The organism is Pelomonas cellulosilytica (assembly GCF_021353265.1).
Classification (GTDB): Bacteria; Pseudomonadota; Gammaproteobacteria; order Burkholderiales; family Burkholderiaceae_C; genus Pelomonas; species Pelomonas cellulosilytica.
The window spans coordinates 42,149-59,424 of the sequence record NZ_JAJTWU010000001.1 but is presented as its reverse complement, the minus strand read 5'-3'; the positions used below and the strand labels follow the sequence as shown (position 1 = coordinate 59,424).

The 17,276-nt window shown below is 67.9% G+C and carries 14 protein-coding genes; 11 read left to right on the top strand and 3 right to left on the bottom strand.

The genetic code is table 11. The features are described from left to right. The first annotated feature begins 8 nt into the window (after positions 1-8). Positions 9-860: a DUF1838 family protein gene (locus LXT13_RS00265; protein WP_233369596.1), complete on the top strand. Its 852-nt coding sequence runs from the start codon at positions 9-11 to the stop codon at positions 858-860. A 97-nt stretch (positions 861-957) separates the two neighbouring features. Here LXT13_RS00265 and LXT13_RS00260 read toward each other — a convergent pair whose 3' ends face one another. Next, positions 958-3,450, bottom strand: a complete 2,493-nt coding sequence (locus LXT13_RS00260) for a TonB-dependent receptor (protein WP_233369595.1) — start codon at positions 3,448-3,450, stop codon at positions 958-960. 385 nt (positions 3,451-3,835) lie between these two features. On the opposite strand from LXT13_RS00260, the gene LXT13_RS00255 reads away from it, so the two are divergent. Beyond that, positions 3,836-4,867, top strand: coding sequence for an alpha/beta hydrolase (locus LXT13_RS00255; protein WP_233369594.1), 1,032 nt, complete (start codon positions 3,836-3,838; stop codon positions 4,865-4,867). 87 nt (positions 4,868-4,954) lie between these two features. Here the strand turns inward: LXT13_RS00255 and LXT13_RS00250 are convergent, their stop codons facing one another. Together LXT13_RS00250 and LXT13_RS00245 are read right to left on the bottom strand one after the other, a co-directional pair. Continuing rightward, positions 4,955-7,414, bottom strand: a complete 2,460-nt coding sequence (locus tag LXT13_RS00250; protein ID WP_233369593.1) for a TonB-dependent receptor — start codon at positions 7,412-7,414, stop codon at positions 4,955-4,957. 256 nt (positions 7,415-7,670) lie between these two features. Next, the gene (locus LXT13_RS00245) at positions 7,671-8,876 is read right to left on the bottom strand and encodes an FAD-dependent oxidoreductase (protein WP_233369592.1); all 1,206 of its coding nucleotides are present in this window, start codon (positions 8,874-8,876) and stop codon (positions 7,671-7,673) included. 208 nt (positions 8,877-9,084) lie between these two features. On the opposite strand from LXT13_RS00245, the gene LXT13_RS00240 reads away from it, so the two are divergent. From LXT13_RS00240 to leuD, 9 genes are all read left to right on the top strand, one after another. Then, the gene (locus LXT13_RS00240; RefSeq protein WP_233369591.1) at positions 9,085-9,489 is read left to right on the top strand and encodes a c-type cytochrome; all 405 of its coding nucleotides are present in this window, start codon (positions 9,085-9,087) and stop codon (positions 9,487-9,489) included. Next, complete coding sequence (locus LXT13_RS28745; protein WP_233369590.1) at positions 9,486-10,478, top strand: VOC family protein; 993 nt, start codon at positions 9,486-9,488, stop codon at positions 10,476-10,478. Before LXT13_RS00240 ends, LXT13_RS28745 begins: the two co-directional genes overlap by 4 nt. A 67-nt stretch (positions 10,479-10,545) precedes the next feature. Beyond that, positions 10,546-11,232 carry an isochorismatase family protein gene (locus LXT13_RS00230; RefSeq protein ID WP_233369589.1) on the top strand — a complete coding sequence of 229 codons (687 nt, stop codon included), beginning with the start codon at positions 10,546-10,548 and terminating at the stop codon, positions 11,230-11,232. After that, positions 11,229-12,146, top strand: coding sequence for a polysaccharide deacetylase family protein (locus tag LXT13_RS00225; protein ID WP_233369588.1), 918 nt, complete (start codon positions 11,229-11,231; stop codon positions 12,144-12,146). Before LXT13_RS00230 ends, LXT13_RS00225 begins: the two co-directional genes overlap by 4 nt. Then, positions 12,146-13,078 carry a polysaccharide deacetylase family protein gene (locus tag LXT13_RS00220; protein ID WP_233369587.1) on the top strand — a complete coding sequence of 311 codons (933 nt, stop codon included), beginning with the start codon at positions 12,146-12,148 and terminating at the stop codon, positions 13,076-13,078. Before LXT13_RS00225 ends, LXT13_RS00220 begins: the two co-directional genes overlap by 1 nt. Beyond that, positions 13,075-14,028 (top strand): hydroxymethylglutaryl-CoA lyase, encoded by a 954-nt coding sequence (locus LXT13_RS00215; protein WP_233369586.1) that lies wholly within the window; start codon positions 13,075-13,077, stop codon positions 14,026-14,028. The genes LXT13_RS00220 and LXT13_RS00215 overlap by 4 nt, the downstream gene beginning before the upstream one ends. Then, complete coding sequence (locus LXT13_RS00210; RefSeq protein ID WP_233369585.1) at positions 14,025-15,212, top strand: CaiB/BaiF CoA transferase family protein; 1,188 nt, start codon at positions 14,025-14,027, stop codon at positions 15,210-15,212. Before LXT13_RS00215 ends, LXT13_RS00210 begins: the two co-directional genes overlap by 4 nt. Next, entirely contained in the window at positions 15,209-16,639 is a 1,431-nt protein-coding gene (locus tag LXT13_RS00205) for a 3-isopropylmalate dehydratase large subunit (RefSeq protein ID WP_233369584.1), read from the top strand. The genes LXT13_RS00210 and LXT13_RS00205 overlap by 4 nt, the downstream gene beginning before the upstream one ends. A gap of 9 nt (positions 16,640-16,648) precedes the next feature. Beyond that, positions 16,649-17,266 (top strand): 3-isopropylmalate dehydratase small subunit, encoded by a 618-nt coding sequence (leuD, locus tag LXT13_RS00200; protein ID WP_233369583.1) that lies wholly within the window; start codon positions 16,649-16,651, stop codon positions 17,264-17,266. Positions 17,267-17,276: the final 10 nt, after the last annotated feature.

The window sequence follows — 17,276 nt, the reverse complement described above, 5'->3', positions numbered from 1 at the left end:
GGTTCTCCATGCCCCTGAACGATCCACCACTCGACCGCCGCCGCTGGCTGCAATGGGCCGCCGCGGCCTCCATCGGCGGAGCACCGCTGCTGGCCGGGGCTGCTACGTCGGCAGCGCCAACCGGTCGTCAGCGGGACTACCTGCTGATGCGCGGCGCGCTCGACGACCGCCTCGTCGTGGCCGCGCTGACCGGGCAGTACTACGGCGTCATCGACAGCGAGCTGATCCCAATGTTCGGCGTGGTGGCCGCCACCTTCACGCGGTGGCGCATGCTGGAGGATGGCCGCTGGCTCAGCGCCAGCTTCGAGCACGCCTATTACACCGACGCCGACAGCGGCGAGGTGATGGCGCAATGGCGCAACCCGCTGACCGGCCGGAGCGTGCCCGCGGTGGTGCACACGTCACGCCCGACCACGTTGCTGCTGCACGAGGATCTCAGCCGCCACCACGTCAAGCCGCTGCCGCCCGGCGCCGTCGCAGAAGACCGCGTCAGCGCGATGGAGGAGGTTGCCGGCGAGCTGGTGATGGCGCAGCGCGTGCGCACTGCCCTGCCCCTCCCGGCGCCTGCTAAGCCCTACCGCTACAGCGAACTGGTAACGGTGCGCGCCCCGCTGGCCGCGCTGCGCGACCCGGCTTCGCTGCAGGTGCCCGCCAGCATGTCGTTCACCAACGTCAGCGGCTGGCGCCCCTGGCAGCAGATGCCGGCCGATCAGCCAGGTCACATGATGGCGCACGGTGCCGGCCGCTACGGCCTGACGCTGGACACGCTGCCGGCCATCTGGCTGGCCGAGACGCGCCGCACCAAGCCGGCCTGGTGGGCCGACCCTGGCGCACACCTGGAAGCGGCTTTCCGGGGCTGAACGCTCACCCGGCCCATAAACGAAGGCGCTCCTTGGAGCGCCTTTTTTTGCGGGCCGTGTCACCGCAAAAAGCGCAGGGCCCGAAGGCCCCGCGGATTCAGAACCCGTAGCGCAGGCGGACGCCGAAGGCGCGCTCCTCCTGCACGGTGGCGATCAACGCCTGCTGCGAGAAGTTGACCAGAGGCACGATGCTCAGGTCTGCCGTGCGCCCCACGCTGACCCAGCCGCGATCGTTGGTCAGGTTACGCACGAAGAGCTCGAGCGACGTGTTGCCCTTCTCGAAGCCCCAGCGCGCGTCAAGCCGCGAGTACGCCTTGGACTGCGCGAAGTTGAAGTCCGTCTCCCACTGCTTGCCGACATAGGTCAGGTCGCCGCGCAGGAAGCTGCTCCAGCCATCGCTCAGGCCGAACCGGTAGGTCGTGTTGGCCGACACGGTGACCTTGGGCACACGGCCCAGCGCGTTGCCGTCGAAGGCCACCGCCGTGCCGGTCAGCGCCAGCGCACGGTTGGAACCGTATGCGGACTGCGCGGCCGAGTTGTACTTGTCCCAGGTCGCATGCTTGATGTCGACATAGGCGCTCGCGCTCCAGTTGCTGGCGAGCTGGGCATCCACCTGCAATTCCAGGCCGCGGATGGTGGCGTCGTTGCTGAACGTCACGCCGGCGCCGGTGGCCGTGAACGGGCACTCGGGCGTGCCGGTCGTGGTGCCGCAGGTCGTAGGATTGAAGACGGCGCTGGACGTCAGGCGGTTCTGCCACTTCTGGTCGTAGACCGCAGCCGAGTACTGCAGCCAGTCGTTCACGCGCTGCTTGGCGCCGAACTCCAGCGACTTGAGCTTGGGTTGTGGTGTGAAGTTCCCCAGGTCGGGGTAGAGGCCGCGCATGTAGGCCTGACCTGCTGCGGAGGCATTCACGTAGCCGGTATTGACCGTCAGCGGCTGCACGCCGCGCGCCGCATTGACGTAGAAGGACAGGTCGGCCGTCGGCTTAAAGCGCAGCGTCATGCGTGGGAGCCAGTTGTCGACCGCGTTCGAGTAGACAGCGCCGCCATAGGTAGTTGCCTCGATCTTGTCGTGCTGGCGGCGCGTTTCGAAGGACGCCGTGATCTGCTGGGTGACGTCGTATTCCACCGAGCCATACGCCGCCGGCACCGCTGAATCGAGATTCAGGTAATTGCCCGAGTCGCGCACCGCAGCCGTCGCGCCCAGCGCAGAGTTCAGGTTGAGCTGCGAGAGCTGGTAGGTCGACTTGAAGTAGCTCACGCCGACGACGCCACGCAGCGCGGCCTTCGGGTTGGTGGACAGCCGTGCGTCGGCGGTCAGGTCGTGCGTGACGTTGGTCTGCAGCGCGTAGAAAGCTTGTGTCTTCGTGCGGTCCAGGTCGAAGATGCTGGCCGAGTTGGCCTGGTTGTAGCCCAGGTTGAAGGCCGCTTCCATGCCCAGCGGCAGCGAGTAGCCTGCTTGCACCGAGGCGCGCTTGATCTCGCGCGCCATGCCGGCATGGTCCAGCCGCGGGGTCTTGGCGAGGAAGGGGTCGCCGAGGCTGTTGTTGACGAAGGCCGCGTAGGCCCCCGCCGGGATGGCCGTGTTGGCGTCGATGACGCCGGCGCCCACGTCCTTGAATGACGGGATCGTGCCGCAGAAGTAGGCTGTGCCCGGCGTGTACTGCACGCTCTTGCCGTCACGGCCGATGCCCGTGTAAGTCGCGCCCGTGCAGCTGGTGTTGCCCGCGGCGGGAACGAACGCCGTGGCGGGCGTGGAATCCTCGTCCTTCTGGTAGTGGCCGCGCAGGCGCACCCACAGGTCGTCGGTGGGCGAGAAGTGCAGCGTGCCGGCGACGAACTTGGTGTTCTCGGCGCCCAGGTTACCGCCGTCGGTCGCGTGGTAGAGCGCGGTCTTGTTGCGCGAGCCGAAGGAGATGCGGCCGTTGAGCAGGTCGGGGATCAGCGGCCCCTCGATCGTCACGTCCACGTCGTTGGAACCGCGCTGGTTCAGCGACGCGTTGATCGTGCCGCGCAGCTGGCCGGCCGGCTGCTTGGTGATGAAGTTAACCGCGCCGCCGAAGGTGCTGCGGCCGAAGAAGGCGTTCTGCGGCCCCTTGAGCACCTCCACGCGCGCCACGTCGGTCATGCCGATGCTGGAGACACCGCCGGAGATGAAGATGCCGTCGATGAACACGCCGCCCGAGTTCTCCCAGGGGAAGTTCAGCTCGCCCTGCAGGCCGCGGAAGGTCGTCACGCCGAAGGCCCGCCCCTGGGCACCGGAGCCCTGCGCGGAGCTGAAGTTGAAGCCGGCCTGGGTCGTGAGGTCCTTGATGTCGGTGCTGCCGCTGGCGCGCAGGTCCTTCTCGGAGAAGGACTGGATGGACATCGGCACCTCCAGCATCTTCTCGCTGCGCTTGCGTGCGGTGACGGTGACAGTGGGCAGCGCATTCGTCGCAGCGGCAGCCTCGGCGCCCGGCGCGGCTTCCGCCGGCGCGGTCTGCGCGAGGGCGGGTGCGCCCATCAGCAGGGCGCAGGCCAGCGCCACGACGGTCGGTGCCGGCCGCACATGCTGGCGCAATGCGCCACAGGGCAAAGGGTTCGGGTGCATTTGAAGTTCTCCGGGATCGAGATAGAGGTGGCGCGTCGGGTTGTCTAGACAGGCCGGGACGGCGCGCTTGTCCAGGCTTGGCCGGTGATTCGTTGACCTGGGTCAAGGTGAATGTATGCAGCAGTGCATCGCCGTGCGGGTTGGCATTCAGCATCAATCGTCAGGTGGATAAGGGCCAGAAACGCGCCCGCCGACCTGCCATGTCGTGGTGCCGGATTCCCGTCCGCCGTGCCTCTTGCCCCGAGTTGGCGCGGTTGTATTGGTCGCTGCGCGACGCCATCCCCCGACCTGTCTGCCAGGCGGACAACACAGCGCGGGCGCTTGGCGCCGCTGGCCGGCACTCCTAGGGTGGGCACCACCTCAATCCACCCTGCCGGGCCCTCTCATGCTGATCAAGCGTCGATTCCTCGTCCTTATGGAGGCCGCCGCGCTGGCGCTGTCCTCCTCACCCACGCTGTCGCAGCCCACCGCGACCGATGCCAGCGCAGCCTGTGGGGCCGCGGTGTGCGCGCTGCCCGCGCGCCCGGTTTGGACGGACGGTCCGCCGGCGTTGCCCCACTGGTTCGGTGCAGCGCCGCAAGCCGGCCCCGACGAAGTTAGCGCCGACGGCACCAGGGTCCACAACGTCAGCCAGCCGAGCTACCAGCCCTTCCTGCCCGCGCCGGGCCGCGCGACCGGGGCGGCCGTGGTCGTGGCGCCCGGTGGCGGCTTCCGCGAGTTGTCCATCCGCAGCGAAGGCACGGACGTGGCTCGCTGGCTGGCAGAGCGCGGCGTCGCCGCCTTCGTGCTGCGCTACCGCACGATCTACCAGCCACCATCGGAGAGCGCGGAGCATTACCGCCAGCGTGTCTTCACGGCCATGACCACTGGCCCGCAGGGCCAGATTGGCGAGGCAGCCGCGGTAGATGGCGTGCAGGCGCTGCGCGAGATCCGGGCACATGCCAAGGAGTTCGGCATCGATCCGCAGCGCGTGGGCGCGGTCGGCTTCTCGGCGGGCGGCCACGTCGTTGGCGTCATGGCGTTGGCGCCAGAGCCAGCAGACCGGCCAAATTTCGCCGGGCTGATCTACGGCCCGCCGATGGTGGTGCCGCCAACGCTGCCCCCGGCCCACCTGCCCTATCCGCCGGGCACCCCCAAGGAGCCCTGGCTGCGCCCGGCACCCACGCCGGCCCCAGGCGCGCTGCCGCCGTTCTTCATCGCGATGGCACAGGACGACGTGTTCGTCGGCACCGGCGTGCGCGGTTTCTACGACACGCTCTTCGCCGCGGACTACCGGCCCGAGCTGCACCTGTACAGCCGCGGCGGCCATGGCTTCGGCATGGCCACGCGCGGCACGACGTCCGATCACTGGGCCGAAGACTTCCATGCCTGGATCGAGGCGCTGGGCTTCAAGAAGGCCTCGACGACCGCACCTTAGGACCCGAGCTCCGGGCAGCAGAAAGGCGCTCCGCAGAGCGCCTTGTTCATTGTGGGCCGGCACACCGTCCGGCTGGGCTGCCCTCCCTCAGAAGCCGTAGCGCAGGCGCACGCCTACCGTCCGCGGGTCCTGCAGCGTCACCTGCACAGCCTGGCGGTTGAAGTTGGTCAGCGGCTGTGCCGTCAGGTCGAAGTAGCGCGAGACCGTTGCCCAGTCCTGGGCGTTGAACACGTTGCGGGCGAAGAGCTCGATCAACAAGTCCTTCTTCTCGAATCCCAGTCGCAGGTCAAAGCGCTTGTAGCCGTCGTCCTGCGTGAAGTTGAAGTCGGTCTCCCAGCGCTTGCCGACCCACGTGAGGTCACCCCGCGTGTAGCCGCTCCAACCGTCGCTCAGGCCGAACCGGTAGGTCGTGTTGGCCGACACGCTGAACTTGGGCAGGCGAGCCAGGTGGTTGCCGTCGAAGGCGACGGCCGACCCGGTCAGCACGGCGGCATTGGCAGCGTCGAACTTGGTCCAGGTAGCATCCTTGTAGTCCAGGTAGCCGCCTGCAGTCCAGGACGGCGTCAGCTGGGCATCCACCGTCAGTTCCAGCCCGCGGATACGGGCCTCGTTGGAGATCGTCACACCCGTGCCGGAGGTAGCGAATGGACATTCAGGCGTGTTGACCGTCGTGCCGCAACTGGCCGGGTTGAACACGGTTGTGCCGGAGAGACGGTTCTTCCACTTCTGGTCGTAGATCGCCAGCGCGTACTGGAAAGTACGGCTCACCTGCTGCTTGAGGCCCACTTCGGCGGAGTCCAGCTTGGGCTGCGGCGTGAAGGGCGTGATGCCGGGGAACAGCGCTTCCAGGTAGGCCTTGCCTGCGGCATTCGCATTCGCGTAACCACCGTTCACGGTCAGCGGCTGCACGCCGCGCGCCAGGTTCACGTAGGCGGACATCGACGCCATCGGCTTGTAGCGCAGCGTCACGCGCGGCAGCCAGCTGTTGATGGTGTTGCTGGTCTCCGTGCCATCCAGCGAAACATAGGCGCTCTTGTCCTTCTGGTAGCGCGCCTCGGCTGACACCGTCCACTGGTCGTTGATGTCGTACTCGACCGCACCGTAAACGGCCGGCACGTGGGCACGCAGGTCCAGGTAAGCGCCGGTGCTGCGGGTCGGACTCACCTGGCCGAAGGCCGAGCTCAGGTCGATCTGCGACAGCTGGAAGGTGGACACGAAGTAGCTGGCACCCAGCAGGCCGCGCAGCGGATTGGACGGGCTGGTGGACAGCCGCGCGTCCAGCGTCAGGTCACGCGTGGGGTTGGTCTGCAGCGCCAGGAAGGCATTGGCCTTGCTGCGATCCAGGTCGTGGATGCTGGTGGAGTTGGACTCGTTGTAGCCGGCGTTGAACGCCACGTCCATGTCGTAAGGCAGCATCACCGCTGCCTGGGTAGAAAGGCGCAGGGTCTCGCGTTTCATACCCATATGGGTGAGCCGTGGCGACTTCGCCAGGAAGGGATCGCCCAGGCTGTTGTCGACAAACGCGGCGTAGACGCCGGCCGGCAAGGCGGTGTTCGCGTCGAAGACCTTGGAGCCAACCTCCTTGTACGACGGGATGCCATCGCAGAAGTAAGGCACGCTGGGCGTGTAGGTCACGGGGGCGCCGCTGGCGTTCTGACCGGTGTAGGTCTTGCCAGTGCAGCTGGTGTTGCCGTTGGCCGAGATCATGCCGGTCGCGGGCGCGGAGTCTTCGTCCTGCTGGTACAGGCCGCGCAGGCGCACCCACACCGACTCGTTGGGCTTGAAGTACAACGTGCCGCTGACGTAGCGGGAGCTCTCCGCACCCATGTCGCCACCGTCCGTGGCGTGGAACAACGCGGCCTTCGTCTTGCTGCCGAACGTGATGCGGCCGGTCAGCTTGTCGCCCAGCAGCGGGCCAGAGATGCTGGCATCCACGTCGTTGCTGCCATCGTTGCCGAGGGTGGCGTTGACCGTGCCGGCTAGCGTCGTCCCCGGGTTCTTCGTGACGAAGTTCACCGCACCACCGAAGGTGCTGCGGCCGAAGAACGCGTTTTGCGGTCCCTTCAGCACTTCCACGCGCGCCACGTCACCCAGCCCCAGGCCCGACACGCCGCCTGAGACAAAGATGCCGTCGACGAAGATGCCGCCCGAGTTCTCCCACGGGAAGTTCAGCTCACCCTGCAGGCCGCGGAACGTCACGACACCGAAGGAGCGCCCCTGCGCGCCCGTGCCCTGTGCGGACGAGAAGCTGAAGCCGGTCTGCTCGCCCAGGTCCTTCACATCCGTGATGCCTGACGTGCGAAGTTCCTTCTCGGACAGCGCCTGGATGGAGATCGGCACATCCAGCATCACCTCCGCGCGCTTGCGGGCGGTGACCGTGACGGTGGGCAGCGCGTTGGTGGCCTCCTGGCCTTCGGACGCCGATGTCGTCTGGGCCAGCGCCGGGCTGCCCATCAATAGCGCGCAGGCCAGCGCCACACCGGTGGGCACGATCCGCGACGACGAGCGTAGCGACAGGGAATGACAGGGCAGTGGGGACAAGTGCATGCGGAATGCTCCAGCTCGGATGTTGAAAGAGGCTTTGACGTTGTCTAGACAGGCTTGCGCCTGTACTGCTGTCGGCGGCGCCGACGTTCTTTGACCTGAGTCAAATGCAATGTAGGGAGGCCGCCGTCGCGCGTCTCTTTCGTTTTTGGTTCACTCGGCAGGCGGATATCTGCGGGCCTGCCAGCTGATTAATGTCACGTCGTGGTGCCCGATTCCCGGCCGCAGTGCCCAACGCCCCTTGCTGGATCGGCGCCGCTCAGACCATCGCGGCGGCCTGCTCGAGACTCGTGAACATCGACTGCTTGAGCAGGTACGTCCGCCGCGCGGCGCTGTCATTCATCAGCTTGTTCATCGCCTCGCTGCGCTGGGCGCGCGCGTTGGCCCAGCCGTCACGCATGAGCCGCGTGTTCTCGATTGTCTGGGCCTGCACGAAGTCATGCGTGACGGTCTTGCGTTGGCGCTCGTAGAGGGCGATCTGCTGCGCCGCGTCGGCACCGTGTCGCAGCACGCGCACAAGCTTCTCGCTGGCGTTGATGGCGTCGTGGATGCCGCTGTTCATGCCGAAGCCGCCCATCGGGCTGTTCAAGTGCGCCGAGTCGCCGACCAGCAGGATGTTGCCCACCGCAAAGCGCTCGCAGACCCGCTGGTGAGCGCGGTAGATCGTGCGGTGGCGGGTCACGATGTCGCCGTCGTGGCCCAGCATGCGGCGGAACACGCCGTTCTTGTAGTCATCCGAGACCAGTTGCTCGTCGGTCAAGTCCGTCGGCGCCGGAACAAGGATGCGCCACAGGCCCGGCACGCGCAGCACGACCATCCACTCCTGCGGGTCGGAGATGTAGTTGACGTAGCTCAGGTCCTCGAAGGCTTCCTCGATCGGGTACTCCGTCGAGAAGCAGACAAACTTCTCGTCATACGTGAAGCCCGGGAACTGCAACCCCAGCACCTTGCGCACGACGCTGCTGGCACCATCCGCTGCTACGAGATAGCGCGCGCGCCAGCGCTCCACTGTGTTGGCGCTTTCCACATAGGCCGTGACGCCCTCTGCATCCTGCTCGACGAAAAGCACGCGTTGGCCTTGCAGCACATTGGCGCTGGGCTGCTTCTTCAGCTGGGCCACGATGTCGGCCGTCACGCGGTGCTGCTCGCACTGGATGCGGAACGGGAAGCGCGTGCGGTCAGCGATCTCCGTCATGTCGAACGAGAACACCTCGCCCGTCTGGCGGTCGCGGTACTGGTAGATCGGCGCCTTCAACCCCTGGCTGAAAAGCGTCTCGGCCGCGCCCAGGTCGCTGAGGATCTCCAGCGTCGGCGCATGGTAGGTGGACGCGCGCAGGTCGGTAGCGCTGTTGGCCAAAGGCTCGACGGCTGTGACGGCGATGCCCTGGCGGGCCAGCGAAAGCGCAGCCGTGGAGCCTACAGGCCCGAGACCGGCGACGAGCACCTCGGTTTGGTGAGTGTTCATGGCAACGAATGCTTCTTGGAGGAGGGACGACACATCCTCACATCGCGAAGGCGCCGGGTCTTGCGGCGCCGCGCCAGCGTCCATCAGGCGGATAGCGGCCCGTTCCCGCAGCGCGAACACGCCAGAGCGCCTGGCATGACTTAGCTTTGGCAGCGACCTAGCATCGCCGCCAACCCGCGCTCTAGGAACCACTCAGAAAGGTATGCAAATGCAGCTTCAACAGTCGCGCCGCCCCCTCGCCTGGACCACGTTGTTGTGCGCCCTGCTCGGCGCAGGCGCTGCAACCGCCCAGCCCGCCGGCGACGCCACCAGCGTGGCCAAAGGCAAGCGACTGTTCATGCGCTGTGCCGCTTGCCACGATGTCGGCGACACCCCCAGCGGCCGCATTGGGCCCAACCTCAAAGGCTTGCTCGGGCGCCCGCTGGGCGGCCTGGTCGGCTACAACTACTCCCCAGCCATGAAGGCGCAGAAGCAGGTGTGGGATGAAGCACTGCTGAACGCTTGGCTGACCAAGCCCACCAACGTCGTGCCCGGCACGACGATGGCCTTCATCGGCATCCCCGATGCGGACGAGCGCAAGGCGCTGATCGACTACCTGCGCAGCGCGAAGTGACCGTCCCGTCAAGCACCGGCGAGCGCGGCTTCGCCATCGGCGGCTTCCGCGAGGCCGTCGTCATCGTGCGCGACGAAACCCCGCACCTGCAGTGCTGGGTCGGCAATGGCGGCTGGGTGATGCGCCACGAGGGCGACGTGGACCCACAACTGCTCGCCGCGTGGGGGCGGCCCGCCGCCAGCGGCCGCGAATGGCTGCTGGCCCACCCGGACTGCGACACGGGCTTCGTGCGGCTGATGCGCCTGTCCGGCGCCGAACCGCAGCGCGACATCCGCGCCGACGACCAGTGCTGGGACAGTGGCGGCATCTTCGACCTCAACGTGCGCGTGCTGGACGTGGACGCGATGGCCTGCAGCATGCGCGCACTGCAGTGGCACGGCGCCGCGCCGCCCATCGCTTGGGACTTCGGCACGCTGGGCGTCAAGGAATGGCTGGTGCGCGGGCCGGACAACGTGCGGCTGGCGCTCATCGAGCGGCTGCATCCACCGCTGCAAGGCTTCGATCACTTGCGCGACTTCAGCCAGGTCTTCAACTCCAGCCAGTTGGTGCGCGACGTCGACGTCGCCGCCGCCTTCTACCGCGACGTGCTCGGCTTCCAACTTGTGTCGCAGTACGAATCAACCGGCTTCGCGGCCGGCCCCAACCTGTTCGGCGCACCGCCGGCACTGGCGCCGCAGATTGGCCTGAAGCTGTGCATCGTGCACCCGGAAGGCCGCATGGAAGGCTCGGTCGAGCTGGTCGCCGCGCCGGGCGCCTGCGGGCGCGACCTGTCGGCCGACGCCGGTCCGCCGCATTTCGGCATGGCCACGCTGCGCTTCCCGGTGCGCGGCATCGACGCGCTGGCCCGGCACGCCGAGGCCTGCGGCCAGCCGCTGGCGATGCCGCTGAGCACCGTGGCGCTGGCGCCCTACGGCGAGCTTCGGTTGCTGGCGCTGCAGGCGCCTGACGGTGCCTGGCTGGAGTTCTACGAGCCCGTGTCCGCAGGTTGAGCAGCCGGGCGGCAGCCTTTGTCCGGGCCGCCGCTGCCACCTATCGTTCCTGCCACAGGAGCGATGCATGGAACTATCCGACAAGACCGCGCGCGAGATCTGGGCCGACATCAAGGCCAATCCCCGCCGCGCCCGCTTCGGCTACGGACGCAAGGCCGTGCTGGTGAACATCGATTTCCAGTGCGCGTACACGCGGGTCGATGAGTTCGCCACCGCCTACGAGACCGATCCGCGCCAGATCGAGTATGTGAACGCGCTGGCCCGGCGCTTCCGTGCCTTGGGCTGGCCCGTCGTCTGGACGCATGTGGCGTACGCCGAGTCCGGCGAGGACGCCGGCGTCTGGGGAACGCGCACAAACACGCCCGACTCGCTGCAGAACATCAAGCACGGCTCGCGCCGCGCGCAATTCGACGAGCGCTGCGAAATCCTGACCGGCGACCAAGGCCGCGACCTCGTCTACTGCAAGCGCATGCCCTCGCCGTTCTTCGAGACGCCGCTGCAGTCGCTGCTGGTGTGGCACCAGGTCGATACCGTCGTCATCACCGGCGGCTCCACGTCAGGTTGCGTGCGGGCGGCGGCAGTTGATTCGCTGTCGCGCGGCTACCGCACCATCGTGCCGGAGCAGTGCGTGGCCGACAAGCACGAGTCATACCACTTTGCCAACCTGACCGATCTGATGCTGAAGTACGCCGACGTCGTGGACGTCAACGAGACGCTGGGCTGGCTGGACGAGCGCGTGAAGGCAGGCGAATGAAGCTCGACACCGGCCACTACGACTACTGGCCCTACCGCGGCCGCCCCAAGATTCGCTGGCCCGGCGGCGCGCGCGTCGCGTTCTGGGTGGCGCCCAACATCGAGTTCTATGAACTCACGCCACCGGCCAACCCGGCGCGCGCCGCCTGGCCGCATCCCTCTCCCGCCGTGCCCGGCTATTCCATCCGCGACTACGGCAACCGCGTGGGCCACATGCGGCAGATGACCCTGCTCGACAAGTACGGCATCCGCGGCTCGATCTCACTGTCCACCGCGCTGTGCACCCACCACCCTGAGATCATCCAGATGTGCCGCGAACGCGACTGGGAGTTCTTCAGCCACGGCATCTACAACACGCGCTACACCTACGGTATGTCCGAGGCGCAGGAGCGCGCGATGGTGCTGGAGTCGATGGAGACCATCGAGCGCCACACCGGTCGCCGGCCGGCCGGCTACCTGGCGCCGGCGCTGTCACACAGCGAGCACACACTGGACCTGTTCGCCGAGCTGGGCGGGCTCTACACCTGCGATCTATTCCATGACGACCAGCCGACGCCGCTGCGCGTGCGCGGCGGGCAGCGCTTCGTGTCCGTGCCGTACTCGCTGGAACTCAACGACACCATCGCCTACGTCGTTAACAAGATCGAGCCGCGTCGCTACGGCCAGATGATCAAGGACAGCTTCGACCGGCTCTACGAAGAAGGCGCCGAGTCCGGCACCGTCATGTGCATCCCGACGCACAACTACCAGGTCAGTTGCCCGCACCGGCTCAAGGCCTTCGAGGACGCGCTGGCTTACATCACCAGCCACCCCGATGTCTGGATCACGACCGGCCGCGAGATCGCCGAACATTACCTGGCCCACCACCACGACCAGGCGCTGGCTGACATCAACGCCAAGAACGGAGGCCGCTGATGTCGCTGGACACCACCCACCTGGAGTACCCCCTGCGCCGCTACGGCATGGATCACGAGCGCTATGCCTGGTCGATGCTCACCGATCGGCCACGTGTGATCTGGCCCGGCGCAAAGCCGCTGGCCGTCTGGATCAACGTGAGCCTGCAGCACTTCCCGATGAACCCGTCGGCGAAGCTGAAGCTGCCGGGCTCGATGACGATGCCGTATCCCGACCTGCGGCACTACACGCTGCGCGACTACGGCAACCGGGTCGGCGTCTACCGTTTCCTGCGCGCGTTCGACAAGTTTGACATCCGCCCGAGCTTCGCGGTCAACGCCGAGCTGGCCCGGCGCTACCCGGCGCTGATGGCCGACATCCGTGCACATGGCGACGAGGTGCTAGGGCATTCATGGTCCATGGACACGCCGCACCACGGCGGCCTGGCGCTGGACGACGAACGCGCCACGGTGCAGCGGTCGCTCGCGCTGCTGCGTGAGCTGAGCGGCCAGCGGGTGCGCGGCTGGCTGAGCCCTGGCAAGTTGCAGAGCCCGAACACGCCCGAGCTGCTGAAGGCCGAAGGCATCGACTACTTCGGCGATTGGGTCAACGACGAGCTGCCCTATCGCTTCCACACGGCCCACGGCGACCTGTGGAACCTGCCCCTGGCCACAGAGATCGAGGACCGCTTCGTCGTCATGGACAACCTGCACAGCGAGGCATCCTGGGCAGAGCAGGTCATCGACGCCTTCGAACTTCTAAGGACCGAGGCGCGCACCCAGGGCGGCCGGCTGCTGACGTTGTCGCTGCACCCCTGGGTCATGGGCCAGCCGCACCGCATCCAGCACCTGGAGACCGTACTCGCCCACGTCGCCGCCAGCACCGACGTCTGGCAGGCCGCACCGGGCGACATCCTCGATGCCTTCGTCGCACAACAACCGGTGACCGCATGAAAGAACGCGACGTCCTCGTGAGCGAGGTGGGCCCGCGCGACGGCCTGCAGAGCATTTCGGCCATCATGGCCACGGAAGACAAGAAGGCCTGGATCAGCGCCGCGGCCGCTGCGGGCGTGGCCGAGATCGAGGTCGGCTCCTTCGTGCCGGCCCACATCCTGCCGCAGCTTGCCGACACCGCCGAGATCGTTGCGCATGCCCGCTCGATCTCCGGCTTGAACGTGGCCGTACTAGTGCCGAACTTCAAGGGCGCCGAGGCGGCCGTCGCCGCCGGCGCCCACAAGATCACCGTGCCGCTGTCGGTCAGCGAGACGCACAGTCTGCGCAACGTACGCCGAACGCACGCACAGATGCTGGACGAGGTGCGCCGCATCGCCGAGCTCATCCAGAGCCAGCCGGCAGACCGACGCCCGCACCTGGAGGGCGGCTTGTCCACCGCCTTCGGCTGCACGCTGGAGGGCATCGTGCCTGAGAAACGCGTTCTGGAGCTGGCCGTCGCGTTGATGGAGGCCGGCTGCGACGAGGTGGGCCTATCCGACACGACCGGCTACGCTAACCCAGCGCAGGTACGGCGACTGATCCGCGCTGTCTGGTCGGCCGTGGGCCGCGACCAGCTCACCGGCATCCACCTGCACAACACCCGCGGCCAGGGCCTGGCCAATGTTGTCGCCGCACTGGACGTGGGTCTGACGACACTGGACTCGTCGCTGGGCGGCCTCGGCGGGTGCCCGTTCGCGCCGGGTGCAAGCGGCAACATTGTGACGGAGGACCTCGTCTTCCTGCTCGAGTCGATGGGCCTGCGCACCGGCATCGACATCGAGGCCTTGTTCGCCACGCGCGAGCTGCTGGCCCGCGCGCTGCCGGGCGAGCCGCTGTACGGCATGACGCCGCTGGCCGGCCTGCCCAAGGGCTTCGTGCCCGCCACTCCCCAGAACCGAGACGCTGCATGACGACGACTGAAGACCTGCCCCTGTCGGGGCTGAAGGTGATCGAATTCACCCACATGGTGATGGGGCCCAGCATCGGCGTCATCCTCGCCGACATGGGCGCCGACGTGACCAAGGTCGAGCCGATCAAAGGCGACAACACGCGCCGCCTGAGCGGCTCCGGCGCCGGCTACTTCGCGATGTACAACCGCAACAAGAAGAGCCTGGCCATCGACACCAAGTCGCAGAAAGGCCGCGCGCTGGTGCAGCAGCTGCTGGCGGACACGGACGTCGTCATCGAGAACTTCCGCGCCGGCGCGATGGACGAACTGGGCTTCGGCTACGACGAGCTGGCCCGCAACAACCCGCGCCTGATCTACTGCTCGGGCAAGGGCTTTCTCAGCGGCCCCTACGAGCACCGCACCGCGCTGGACGAGGTGGCACAGATGATGGGCGGCTTGGCCTACATGACCGGCCTGCCGGACCGGCCGATGCGGGCGGGAGCGTCGGTCGTCGACGTGACCGGCGCGATGTTCGGCGTCATCGGCATCCTCGGTGCGCTGGAGCAGCGCCACCGCACCGGCCGCGGCCAGCGCATCACGACGTCGCTGTACGAGACTACGGCCTTCCTCGTGGGCCAGCACATGGCGCAGTACGCCGTCACCGGCAAGGCCGCGCCGCCGATGTCCATCCGGCAGTCGGCCTGGGCCGTGTACGACGTGTTCGAGGCCGGCGACGGCGAGCGCGTCTTCGCCGCCGTCGTCAGCGACACGCAGTGGCGCAAGTTCTGCGAGGCCTTTGACTTCGCCGACTTCCTGGCCGACGAGAGCCTGGCGAAGAACGCCGAGCGCGTGCGCCAGCGCGACCGCACGCTGCCCATCGTGCGCGAGCGCTTCAAGCAGTTCGACAAGGCCACGCTCATGGCCAAGCTTGAGGCCACCGGCCTGCCCTTCGCACCCATCGCCAAGCCCGAGGAGCTGTTCGACGACCCGCACCTGAATGCCGGCGCCGGGCTGCTGGACGTCACGCTGCCCGACGGCCGCACCACCAAGCTGCCGGCGCTGCCGCTGGAGATGGATGGCCACCGCTTCGGCCTGCGCCACGATCTGCCGGCCATCGGCGCCGGTGGCCGCGCGCTGCTGCTGTCGCGCGGCTTGACCGACGCCGATGTAGACGCGCTCGTCGCCGACGGCGTGATCGCCGCATGAGCGCTACGCCAGCCCCTCCCGCAGGCGGGCAGTCGCTGTTCGACAAGCTCTGGCGCCAGCACCTGGTCGCCGAGCTGGACGAGGGCGACAGCCTGGTCCACATCGACCGCGTGTTCCTGCACGAGCGCACCGGCGGCGTCGCCCTGAAGGCGCTGACCGAAGCCGGCCACGACGTCCGCAACCCGCGGCTGGCCTTCGCGACGCTGGACCACATCGTCGACACCTTCCCCGGCCGCAACGACCACACCCTGATGCCCGGTGGCGAGTCCTTCATCCGCATCACGCGCGAACAGACGGCCCAGCGCGGCATCCAGCTGTTCGACCTGGGCGACCTGCGCCAGGGCATCGTGCACGTCGTCTCGCCCGAGCAAGGCATCGTGCTACCCGGCGCCACCGTCGTATGCCCCGACAGCCACACCTGCACGCAGGGCGCCCTAGGCGCGCTGGCCTGGGGTATCGGCTCGTCCGAGGCCGAGCATGCGCTGGCCACGCAGACCCTGCGCGTCGTCAAGCCACGCTCGATGCGTGTCACGTTCGACGGCTTGCTGCCGCACGGCGTCGGCGCCAAGGACATGATCCTGGCCCTCATCGCCCGCGACAGCGCGTCGGGCGCGCAGGGCGCCGTCGTCGAGTTCGATGGCGACGCGGTGCGGTCCCTGGGCATCGAGGCCCGCATGACGCTGTGCAACATGGCCGTCGAGTTCTCGGCCTTCACAGGCCTCGTGGCGCCCGACGAAGCGACGCTGGCCTACCTGGAAGGTCGCCCCTTCGCGCCCCAGGGCGAGGCCTGGCAGCAGGCCTGCAGCGCCTGGCGCCAGCTGCGCAGCGACGCCGACGCCCGCTTCGACGCCGAGACCCGGCTTGACGTGAGCCGCCTCGCGCCGATGGTGACCTGGGGCACCAGTCCGCAGCATGCGGTCGGCGTGGACGCGCAGGTGCCGCAACCCTCGACCGCTGCGGATGCCGCCACGCGCCATGCGATGGACAAGGCGCTGGCCTACATGGACCTGCGGCCGGGCCAGCCGCTGGCCGGCCTTCCCATCGACGCGGCCTTCATCGGCTCTTGCACCAACAGCAGGCTGTCGGACCTGCGCGCCGCCGCAGCCCTGCTGCGCGGCCGCAAGGTGGCGCCGGGCGTCAAGGCCATCTGCGTGCCGGGTTCCACGCAGGTCAAGCTCGCGGCCGAGGCCGAGGGCTTGCACCAGGTCTTCCTGGACGCCGGCTTCGACTGGCGCGAGGCCGGCTGCTCGATGTGCTTTTATGCCGGCGGCGAGAGCTTCGGCCTGCAACAGCGCGTCATCAGCACGACCAACCGGAATTTCGAAAGCCGTCAGGGGCCGCAGACCCGCACGCACCTGGCCAGCCCCGTTACGGTGGCGGCCTCTGCGATCGCCGGCCGCATCGCCGACCCGCGCGGGCTGCTTTAAGACATGGCCATGGACCCGTTCATCACGCACACCGGCGTCGCCGCCGCACTGCTGCGCAGCAATATCGACACCGATGCCATCATCCCGTCCCGGGAGATGAAGACCGTCTCCAAGACTGGACTGGCCGCCGGCCTATTCGCCGGCTGGCGCTACGTGCAGGGCCGCGAACCCGCGCCGGACTTCGTGCTGAACCGCCCCGAGCAGCGCAGCAGCACCATCCTGCTGGCCGGTCGCAACTTCGGCTGCGGCTCGTCGCGCGAGCATGCCGTCTGGGCGCTGAAGGAGTACGGCATCCGCGCCATCGTCGCGCCGAGCTTCGGTGCCATCTTCGCGGCCAACTGCGTGCGCAACGGCCTGCTGCCCGTGGTGCTGTCCGAAGCGCAGGTCGCCGCACTGGCCGATTCGGTCGAGCCCGATCCGCAGGCGCGCCCTATCCACATCGACCTGCTGGCCTGCACGGTGACGGATGCCGGCGGCCAGGCCTACGCTTTTGAGCTGGCCGCTAGCCAACGCCAGATGCTGCTGAAGGGGCTGGACCCGATCGCGCTGACGCTGGAATCCAGCGCCGCCATCGACGCCTTCCAGGCCGCCGACCGCCAGGCCCGGCCCTGGATCTACCTGGGCTGAGGTCACTGCC

What these genes read in the sequence shown, in the direction of transcription:
- LXT13_RS00265 (WP_233369596.1), top strand. Translation starts at nt 9, where the DNA reads ATGCCCCTGAACGATCCACCACTCGACCGCCGCCGCTGGCTGCAATGG.
- LXT13_RS00260 (WP_233369595.1), bottom strand. Translation starts at nt 3,450, where the DNA reads ATGCACCCGAACCCTTTGCCCTGTGGCGCATTGCGCCAGCATGTGCGG.
- LXT13_RS00255 (WP_233369594.1), top strand. Translation starts at nt 3,836, where the DNA reads ATGCTGATCAAGCGTCGATTCCTCGTCCTTATGGAGGCCGCCGCGCTG.
- LXT13_RS00250 (WP_233369593.1), bottom strand. Translation starts at nt 7,414, where the DNA reads ATGCACTTGTCCCCACTGCCCTGTCATTCCCTGTCGCTACGCTCGTCG.
- LXT13_RS00245 (WP_233369592.1), bottom strand. Translation starts at nt 8,876, where the DNA reads ATGAACACTCACCAAACCGAGGTGCTCGTCGCCGGTCTCGGGCCTGTA.
- LXT13_RS00240 (WP_233369591.1), top strand. Translation starts at nt 9,085, where the DNA reads ATGCAGCTTCAACAGTCGCGCCGCCCCCTCGCCTGGACCACGTTGTTG.
- LXT13_RS00230 (WP_233369589.1), top strand. Translation starts at nt 10,546, where the DNA reads ATGGAACTATCCGACAAGACCGCGCGCGAGATCTGGGCCGACATCAAG.
- LXT13_RS00225 (WP_233369588.1), top strand. Translation starts at nt 11,229, where the DNA reads ATGAAGCTCGACACCGGCCACTACGACTACTGGCCCTACCGCGGCCGC.
- LXT13_RS00220 (WP_233369587.1), top strand. Translation starts at nt 12,146, where the DNA reads ATGTCGCTGGACACCACCCACCTGGAGTACCCCCTGCGCCGCTACGGC.
- LXT13_RS00215 (WP_233369586.1), top strand. Translation starts at nt 13,075, where the DNA reads ATGAAAGAACGCGACGTCCTCGTGAGCGAGGTGGGCCCGCGCGACGGC.
- LXT13_RS00210 (WP_233369585.1), top strand. Translation starts at nt 14,025, where the DNA reads ATGACGACGACTGAAGACCTGCCCCTGTCGGGGCTGAAGGTGATCGAA.
- LXT13_RS00205 (WP_233369584.1), top strand. Translation starts at nt 15,209, where the DNA reads ATGAGCGCTACGCCAGCCCCTCCCGCAGGCGGGCAGTCGCTGTTCGAC.
- leuD (WP_233369583.1), top strand. Translation starts at nt 16,649, where the DNA reads ATGGACCCGTTCATCACGCACACCGGCGTCGCCGCCGCACTGCTGCGC.